The sequence below is a fragment of the Castellaniella sp. genome (assembly GCF_049650445.1).
Lineage (GTDB): Bacteria > Pseudomonadota > Gammaproteobacteria > Burkholderiales > Burkholderiaceae_B > Castellaniella.
In genome coordinates, this window is sequence record NZ_JBASAD010000002.1 from 37,801 (window position 1) to 45,501 (window position 7,701).

At 64.9% G+C, this 7,701-nt stretch carries 8 protein-coding genes and 2 pseudogenes; 5 read left to right on the forward strand and 5 right to left on the reverse strand.

The genetic code is table 11. The features are described 5' to 3' along the window. Window positions 1–9: 9 nt before the first annotated feature. The 4 genes from WA983_RS00640 (at window position 10) to WA983_RS00655 (ending at window position 4,669) form a co-directional block, all read left to right on the forward strand. Window positions 10–1,773, forward strand: coding sequence for a lysozyme inhibitor LprI family protein (locus WA983_RS00640; RefSeq protein WP_424248664.1), 1,764 nt, complete (start codon window positions 10–12; stop codon window positions 1,771–1,773). Then, window positions 1,770–2,792: a DUF4424 family protein gene (locus WA983_RS00645; protein ID WP_424248662.1), complete on the forward strand. Its 1,023-nt coding sequence runs from the start codon at window positions 1,770–1,772 to the stop codon at window positions 2,790–2,792. The genes WA983_RS00640 and WA983_RS00645 overlap by 4 nt, the downstream gene beginning before the upstream one ends. Before the next feature lie 162 nt (window positions 2,793–2,954). Next, window positions 2,955–3,983 (forward strand): RCC1 domain-containing protein, encoded by a 1,029-nt coding sequence (locus WA983_RS00650; RefSeq protein WP_424311466.1) that lies wholly within the window; start codon window positions 2,955–2,957, stop codon window positions 3,981–3,983. Beyond that, on the forward strand, window positions 3,980–4,669 hold the full coding sequence (locus tag WA983_RS00655; protein WP_424311467.1) for a hypothetical protein: 690 nt from the start codon (window positions 3,980–3,982) through the stop codon (window positions 4,667–4,669). Before WA983_RS00650 ends, WA983_RS00655 begins: the two co-directional genes overlap by 4 nt. Before the next feature lie 85 nt (window positions 4,670–4,754). Here WA983_RS00655 and WA983_RS00660 read toward each other — a convergent pair whose 3' ends face one another. The 5 genes and pseudogenes from WA983_RS00660 to WA983_RS00680 form a co-directional block, all read right to left on the reverse strand. Beyond that, window positions 4,755–5,405, reverse strand: coding sequence for a hypothetical protein (locus WA983_RS00660; RefSeq protein WP_424248657.1), 651 nt, complete (start codon window positions 5,403–5,405; stop codon window positions 4,755–4,757). Window positions 5,406–5,435: 30 nt separating this feature from the next. Beyond that, window positions 5,436–5,810 carry a hypothetical protein gene (locus tag WA983_RS00665; protein ID WP_424248655.1) on the reverse strand — a complete coding sequence of 125 codons (375 nt, stop codon included), beginning with the start codon at window positions 5,808–5,810 and terminating at the stop codon, window positions 5,436–5,438. Window positions 5,811–5,856: 46 nt separating this feature from the next. Further along, complete coding sequence (locus tag WA983_RS00670) at window positions 5,857–5,982, reverse strand: hypothetical protein (protein WP_424248653.1); 126 nt, start codon at window positions 5,980–5,982, stop codon at window positions 5,857–5,859. 146 nt (window positions 5,983–6,128) lie between these two features. Further along, entirely contained in the window at window positions 6,129–6,569 is a 441-nt protein-coding gene (locus WA983_RS00675) for a GNAT family N-acetyltransferase (protein ID WP_424311469.1), read from the reverse strand. Next, window positions 6,570–7,157, reverse strand: a pseudogene (locus WA983_RS00680) (YqiA/YcfP family alpha/beta fold hydrolase); the annotation flags it as partial. It lies immediately after the preceding gene. Window positions 7,158–7,267: 110 nt separating this feature from the next. Between WA983_RS00680 and WA983_RS00685 the strand changes: the two are divergent. Beyond that, window positions 7,268–7,701 (forward strand): annotated as a pseudogene (locus tag WA983_RS00685) (cupin); the annotation flags it as partial.

A 7,701-nucleotide genomic window follows, 5' to 3' on the forward strand; every position in this document is an offset into this window, starting at 1 on the left:
AGAACGCTTATGACACAGCCGCCCCCCACCGCCCGCTTCCGCCTCTGCCTGCGCCAGGTTTTTCTGACCGTCCTGCTGATTGCGCCGGCATGGGCGGCATGGCCCGCCGCCGCGCAGGACGACGAACAGCCCCGCTGGTTCGGCAACCGTCACGACGACCAGGCGACCCTCGCCTATGGCGTTCCAGACAGCGACTACGTCATGCTTTCTTTCGGCTGTACGCCTGGCGCAGGCACCGTGGACATCAATATCCAGGACGAACACAGCGGCACCCAGGCAGACCAGCAAACACCCATCCGCCTGCAGGCGGGCGGCCGGCACGTCGAATTCTCCGCCAGAGGCACTGAAAATCAGGACTCGGGCGGGGTCGATTTCAACGCCACACTGCCCCTGGACGACACCCTGCGCCACATGTTGAGTGCCCGCGACAGCCTGGACATCACCATCAAAAACCACACGGAACGCTATCCTCTGACCGGCGCCACCGAGCCGGCAGCCAGACTGCTGGCCGCCTGCGAGGCGCCCAAGCCGTCCAGCGGGCCCGGGTCGTCATCCGCAGCGGCGCAAAGCATCCCGGCCAGCTTCGACTGCGCCAAGGCCGAGCGCCCTGTCGACCGCCTCATCTGCGGACACGCTGCGCTGCGCTGGCAGGATCTGGCCCTATCGCGCGCCTACACCGCAGCCAAGACGGCGGCGACCGGCTCTGCCCGCGACGATCTGGTCCGCCAGCAACGCGACTGGGTGCGCGAACGCGACCGCCGCTGCATCGCCGACCGCTCGTTCAAGGAACTGTCCAGCGCTTCCAGCCCGCTGGCGAAACTGGCCTACGACTGTCTGGACACGGTGTATCTCGACCGCCGCCGTGTCCTGCAGGATCTGGGATCCCCGCCGCTGATGCCCTCGAAAATCGCACCGCTCGACCTGGCGCCAATGGTGGCTGCACGCCCGGACATCCGGATCGAGTCCGACCTGCGCATCGCCGACATCCAGGTCTCGCCCGATGACACTCTGCTGGCGATCCTGCTGCCCAGCCAGGAAATCGACGGCCCCGATCAAGTCTGGCTCTACCGGGTCGCCGACGGCAAACTCACCGAGGCCACGCCCCGCCCCGACCAGCAGCAGCCCCACCCCGACGGCGCGCCGATGGCGATCCAGGCACTGGCCTGGCAGGACGGCACGCTGTACGCGCGCGTCGCACTCTGGGGCAAGGGCGACAACCCGGAGCGCAACGCAAGCGCCGTCTATGCCGCGACCATCGAAGGGCACCGTCCGCTGGACACAGTGCCAAGCACCATCCAGACCTTGCTCGACCAGGCGGCCGCATCCACCGCCGTCGAAACAGACCAGATGCCGGAAAGCGACCAGGACGCCCTCGGTACCCTGCGGGGCAATCGCGACTTCCTGGCCTGGACCGTCGACCTGGGCCACGGCACGCTCGAACTCAGAACGCGCAAGCGCACGCCTGATGCCCCGGTCTACCGGGCGGCCTGGGGCGCCTGGGAACTCGGTTCATTCCTCTTTGACGCCCGCCGCTCGCGGATCGTGTACGCGGCCGACACAGGGATCACCCTGCTGGATCTGGCGACGCGCGGCGCACAGCGCATCGCAGGGACCTCGCGCGGTGACCTTCCCTATGCACACGCTGCGGATCAAAAGCTGTTCGTCTGGTCCACACGCAACGCCTGCGGCGACGAATTCCTGGCGCCGCAGGACGACAGCGCGCCGCAACGCTACTGCCTGGCGCACCTGGCGGCCCCCAAGGCACGCCCATGACCCCGCGACGGCTGGCCGTTGGCTGCAGCATCGCGATCCTGTCGACCTGCCTCCAGGCCGCGCCTGCAGGCGCGTCAGAAGCCGCCGCGACCGATACGGCGGATGCGATGATACGCGGCAATGCCGCCGAAGGCCCGCTCTTCAAACTGCCCGCCGACGTGCGCGTCACACAGCAAGACATCGAGATTGCCCCGCGCAGCATCAGGCTCTCTTACGTGTTCCAGGCTGCGCATCGCCACACCGTGCCATTCAGCTTCAACTTTCCCGAGATGCCGGTGGACGCCAGCCCCGACGGTGTCGGCCTGCCGGCCGGCAGCGGCATGGCCGAGGGGCTGGCCGCCGAGCGCAAACCCGTCAACTATCTGAATCTGTCCGTGCGGGTGAACGGCGCGCCGCTGACGCCGACCGGTCAAGGACAGGCCCGTCTGGACGGCGTGGACGTCACGCGGACCTTGCTGGACGCGGGCGTGCCGCTGCTCTACGACCTGGACGGCGAAGCGCCCTGGCCGCACCTGCCGGCAGAAACCCGGACCATGCTCGAGGCACATGGCTTGCTCGTCCACGGCGCGGCATCCTGGACCTATCAGACCCGCTACACCTGGGATCAGGTCTTCGAGCCGGGCGAGACCCGCGTCGAAATCCGCTACGTGCCCGAGGCGTTTTACTGGAGCGACATCAATCTCGACCATTTCCCCGCCATCGCCCCCGGCGGCTGGGCCGCTCGGGCCTATTGCATCGACGAGGCGTGGCGCCACGCGTTCTTCCGCCTCGCCGGCGCCGGACATGAGCTTTACGCCGTCATGCACGTCCTGGCCCCCAAGGGCGCCCCGCCACCGCCCGCCGCCGCGCAGTACCGCCTGATGGCCGACAAGTACGCGCCCTCCAATCTGGTCGCGTTCTGCCCGGCCGAATCCCAAAAAATCTCGCCAAGCACCTTCGAATGGCAAGCCCGCGACATCTCGCCCACGCGAACGATTCAGGCCCTGTTTCTCATGAACCCCAATGCCTGGCCCGACTGACAGGACACAGCCCCCATGGACGACACGCACGACCGTCAACATCACGACCGGGACAGGACAACTGTCCGGATGTCCGGATACTCCCTCGCCACGGCCCTGCTCATCCCGCTGCTGCTCTGGGGTACCAGCGCAGCAGTTGCTTCAAGCACCGGAACACCTGACATGACCATCACACACATTGCTGCCGGCGACATGCACAGCATGCTGCTCACCGACGACCATCAGCTCTGGGCCATGGGCAACGGCAACGATGGCCAGTTGTGCGATGGCGAAACCACGGCCCAACGCACCCCCATCAAGACCCTGGCCGGCGTGCGCAGCGTCGCACTGGGCGGCAAGCACAGCCTGATCCTGAAAACCGACGGCAGCCTGTGGGCCTGCGGCAATAATGAATTCGGCCAACTGGGCGATGGCGGCTCCGGCAAAATGAGCACCCCCGTACGCGTGATGGACGGCATCGCCGCCATCGCCGCCGGCGGTGCCCACAGCCTGGCGCTGAAAACCGACGGCAGCCTCTGGAGCTTCGGCCAGAACACCTACGGTCAACTGGGCACGGGGGACACCGACCCGCGCCGCACTCCGGTCAAGATCATGGACGGCGTGCACGCCGTCGCTGCCGGCCCGGACCACAGCCTGATCCTCATGAACGACGGCGCCCTGTGGGGTGTTGGACACAATAACAACAGCCAGCTCGGTGACGGCAGCACCGCCAATCATGCGCAGCCGATCCGCATCCTGGAATCCGTGCAGGCCATGGCCGCCGGCAACGGCTACAGCATGATGCTCAAGACCGACGGCAGCCTGTGGATGGTCGGCTTCGATGGCGGCGGTCAACTGGGCGACGGCGGCAACATCAATCGCAAGACCCCCTTCATGCTGCGTGACGGCGTCCACGCGATCGACGCGGGCAGCGCGCATTCCCTGGCCTTGGACACGGCCGGTGCGCTGTGGACGTTCGGCTATAACGACAGCGGACAACTGGGCAGCGGCCACAGCGACACCCTGCGGCAGCCGCTGCGGGTGCTGCAGGACGTTGCGGCCATCGCCGCCGGCGGCTACCACACTCTGGCGCTGCGCACCGACGGCTCGGTCTGGGTCACGGGCAGCAACGGCTCGGGGCAGATCGGTCTGGGCCGTGGCACGCAAAGCGTGTCCGCCTTTCAGGCCCTGACCTTACCCGAGACGCCATGACCCTCGACATGCTGCTGCGCTGGATCACCTGGTTCCTGCTGGGTTCCTGGGTGTTCTTCGCCCTGAGAATCATGCTGCACATCAGCGAACAGCCTGCTGGAGAACGCGCCCAGGCGCTGCGCACCATCCTGCTCGGACTGATCTCGGTCGCGCTCGGCTGGTGCTTCATCGGCATCGTGTTCCTGAGCATCGGCATCGGATCCATGTTTCCCACGCTGACGATGATCGGCGCCCCGCTGTCCTGCCCCGCCCCTGGCCAGTTCGAATTGTTTTCCCAGAGCTATTCCTACAAACCCGGACAGCACGGCGTCGTCCGCGAATATTATTGCCTGCTGCCCGATGGCCAGCGGGAGACCGTGACCTTCCTGACCCTGCTGTATGCGGGCCTGCTCTACAGCGCCCTGCTGATGACCGTCACAATGTGGCTCGGCCGCTTCGGCCTGCGGATTGTGAGGATCAAGCCCAAGGATCTCAGTCCGAAAGGCGTGCAGTCCGGCACCACGGGGACCGCCGCTGTGCAGACGGCTACGGGCACTCCGCCCTCTGCCCATTCTGCCGGAACTCGGACCGGCCGGACCGGCAGCCTGGAGTCTCGTCTGAGCGAACTGAAGGCACTGCACGAGTCCGGCTTGATCGACGACAGCGCCTATCAGACGCGGCAGATGGAGATCCTGAAGGAGTTATGAGGGTCGTGAGGGTCGTGAGACCCATACACAGATCCGGCGAATCACAACGACGCAATCCAGCAGATATCTCCGCGAGGGTCGAGAATCAGTCCTTGATCACCGGATAACAGGCCTCACCCCAGAGCGTCCCGGGGTGATCCAGCATCAGTTCGATCAGCAGCGGCACCAGACCGCTCAGCAGTTCGGTACAGTCACGCAATTGCTTGCGATTGACCGCCCCGTTCCAGGTGGCGCCGCCATGGACCAACTGGTTGCGCAAGGTATAGAGCCGATTGAAGACAACGCCCAGCAGCATCGGCGTATTGCCGCTGCCCAGCGCATGATGCGCCTTCTGCTTGCCGCGCTCAAAGCGCTGCTTCCATTCATCCTCGCCGATACGACCGCTCTGAAAATCCCAGAAACTCTGGAACACATAGGGATTGTCCAACAGTACGCGGATGCGCCCCGAAAACTCCTGCCAGACCAGCGCGTCGAGACGCTTTTCCCGATCCAGACTGCATAGCTTTTCCAGGAAAGCCTTGAAAGTCGCAGATTCGGACAGACGGCTCTGCTCGTCAATCTGGGTCGCATACGCGGCATTGAACGCGATCCAAAGAAAGATGTAGCGCCCGTCGGCATCGTCCGCCATCAGGGCTCGTTGCCACCAACTGAGCGCCCGGTGGATGCGCAGGTTCAGGTCTTCTGGATAACCGCCGCGGACTTCGCGATGGCGCTGTTTCAGAGCACCGTATGACATGGGATGTTTCAATTGGTTAAAAGAAACAGCTTACCACCCATGGCCGACCATGAAACCGGCAAGTCCCGCCATCACGACACCAAACACAAACATCAGCATCCAGAAAGGGGCGATCACGTGCTTTCTGAAGCCCCGTAGCGAGGTCTCGATAGCATCCACTATTTCGACCTTTGCCACGCGGATCGTGTCGTCGAACTCGCACTTGGCGAACTGGATCTGCTCATGCAGTTCGCCGGAGAGCATCTGGATGTTGTTGCCGGCTGCCTGATCGAGCTGGGTAGCCGCCTGTGTGATGGAATTTTCGAGGACTCCTTCAAGAACACGTTGAACCTTGGGCAGGCTGTTGTCAACGAGCTCATCCCCGGATTTTCTGAAGTTATCCGCCGTCTCTTTAAAATCGAACACGATAAGTTCCCTGAGTGATTGACTGGACGACGTTCACTGTAACCATTCAGTCCTCATCCCTTCGCCTGCGCAGATACTCGTTCTCCTCGCGCATGGCTTCGTAGCTTTCGTACAGTTCCCAGCCCTTGCGCAACACGGCGTACAAGCCAATCACAGCCAGCAGGTTTCTCATGGTCAGTTCCCAGGTTTCGTGATGTCCACAAACCCATGCTATCGGAGAGGGACGACATAATGTGTCGCATCAAAACGTGCCGAGCGGACTTCATCTCCGCAACCTTTTCATCCAATAGGATTTCCCAGAATGGGGGTCAACACCCCTCAAAACCGCAACCGCATCACCCGATGCGGGATCCCCGCATCGATGAAGGTCTCGCCCTCTTCCACGAAACCATGACGGGCATAGAAAGGCCGCGCCTGCAGTTGCGCGTCCAGCACGACCTCTGCATCGCCCCGACGGCGGGCGGCATCCACCAGCGCGGTCAACAACAGCGAGCCGACGCCCTGCCCGCGCCAGGGTTTGCGCACCGCCATGCGGCCGATATGTCCGTCGGGCAGCAGGCGGCCGGTGCCCATGGCCTGGCCGTCGGCATCGTAAGCGATGGCGTGCAGGCACTGGACGTCGCGGGTGTCCAGTTCCTCTTCCAGCGGCACCTGCTGCTCTTCGACGAAGACTTCCAGGCGAATGCGGCTGGCCTCGTCACCCAGTTCGGTCCAACTGCCCGTGACGACGCAATGCCCCTGCGTCCGAGGGTGCGTCACAGGATCGCCCAGGGCGAAATCCAGGACCTCGGGCAGCCAGTCGGCGAAATCCGAAATACCATGGTCGCTGCCTTCGATGATGCGCTGGCGGCTGCCCGCGAAACGTGCCCGCATTTCCCGCCAGTCCAGGACTTCGTCACCGGTCGCGGCCAGCAGAAAATAGCGCTCCGGCCGCGTCAGGACCGGGATGTCGGCTTCGGCCCGTGCCAGTTCGTCCACATGGCCAGGCAGGAACTCGAACGGCGCGTCGCCGTGGAAGGTGCGGTGCGAGCCGACCTGGGTCGCCAGATCGCGCGCCGCGTGGACGACAGGGTTTAGCAGCACGGCCCGGCAGCCCAGGCGCTCGGCCAGCCAGGTGGCGTAGAAGCCGCCCAGGGACGAGCCGATGACGGTCAGACGGTCCGCCGCAGCGCCACCCAGGCCTGTCTCGGCCAGCTCCAGAGCCAGTTTCAGCGCGGCGTCCGGACTGGCAGGCAATTGCGGACAGCACCAATCGGCCTCCAGACCACGCTTGAGCATCGCCTGCGCCATCAGGCGGGCCTTGAGGGAATCGGGAGAAGATCGGAATCCGTGCAGATAGAGAATCATGGCGAGGCGCAGCGCGGCATTCCGGGCGCCCGGCGGCGCGCGTCGGAGCCAGAACCCCATTTTAAGCAGTAAGATCCTTCCATTCCGCTCTGTATTGCCGTTCCATTCCCATGTCGCTTCTCGAACCGGTCAGCACGCTGCGCACCTACGATGGACAGGCCCACGTCCACGCGCACGACCATGCGCAGATCATGGCGCCGCTGGCCGGCCGCATGGACCTGGAAGTCGATGGGCACGCGCTGTTCGCCGACCCGTCCTGCGGCATGTTGATCCCGGCGGGTGCCCGGCACGCCTATTGCGCGCAACCCGGCACCCGTATCCTGGTGATCGACGCACCGGAATCGGCCGGCCTGGAACGGCTGCGGCGCTTTGCCCTGACGCCCGCCTGCCGCGCACTGGGCGACAAGGACGCTGGGCGACAGCTCGCGCTGCTGCTGGATCTACCCACCGTGCTGTCCTCGCGCCGGGGCCTGGATCTGGCGCGCCTGGACGCGGCGCTGACTGCCGCGCTGCATGAATCCTGGCCGACGGCCCGCATGGCGCA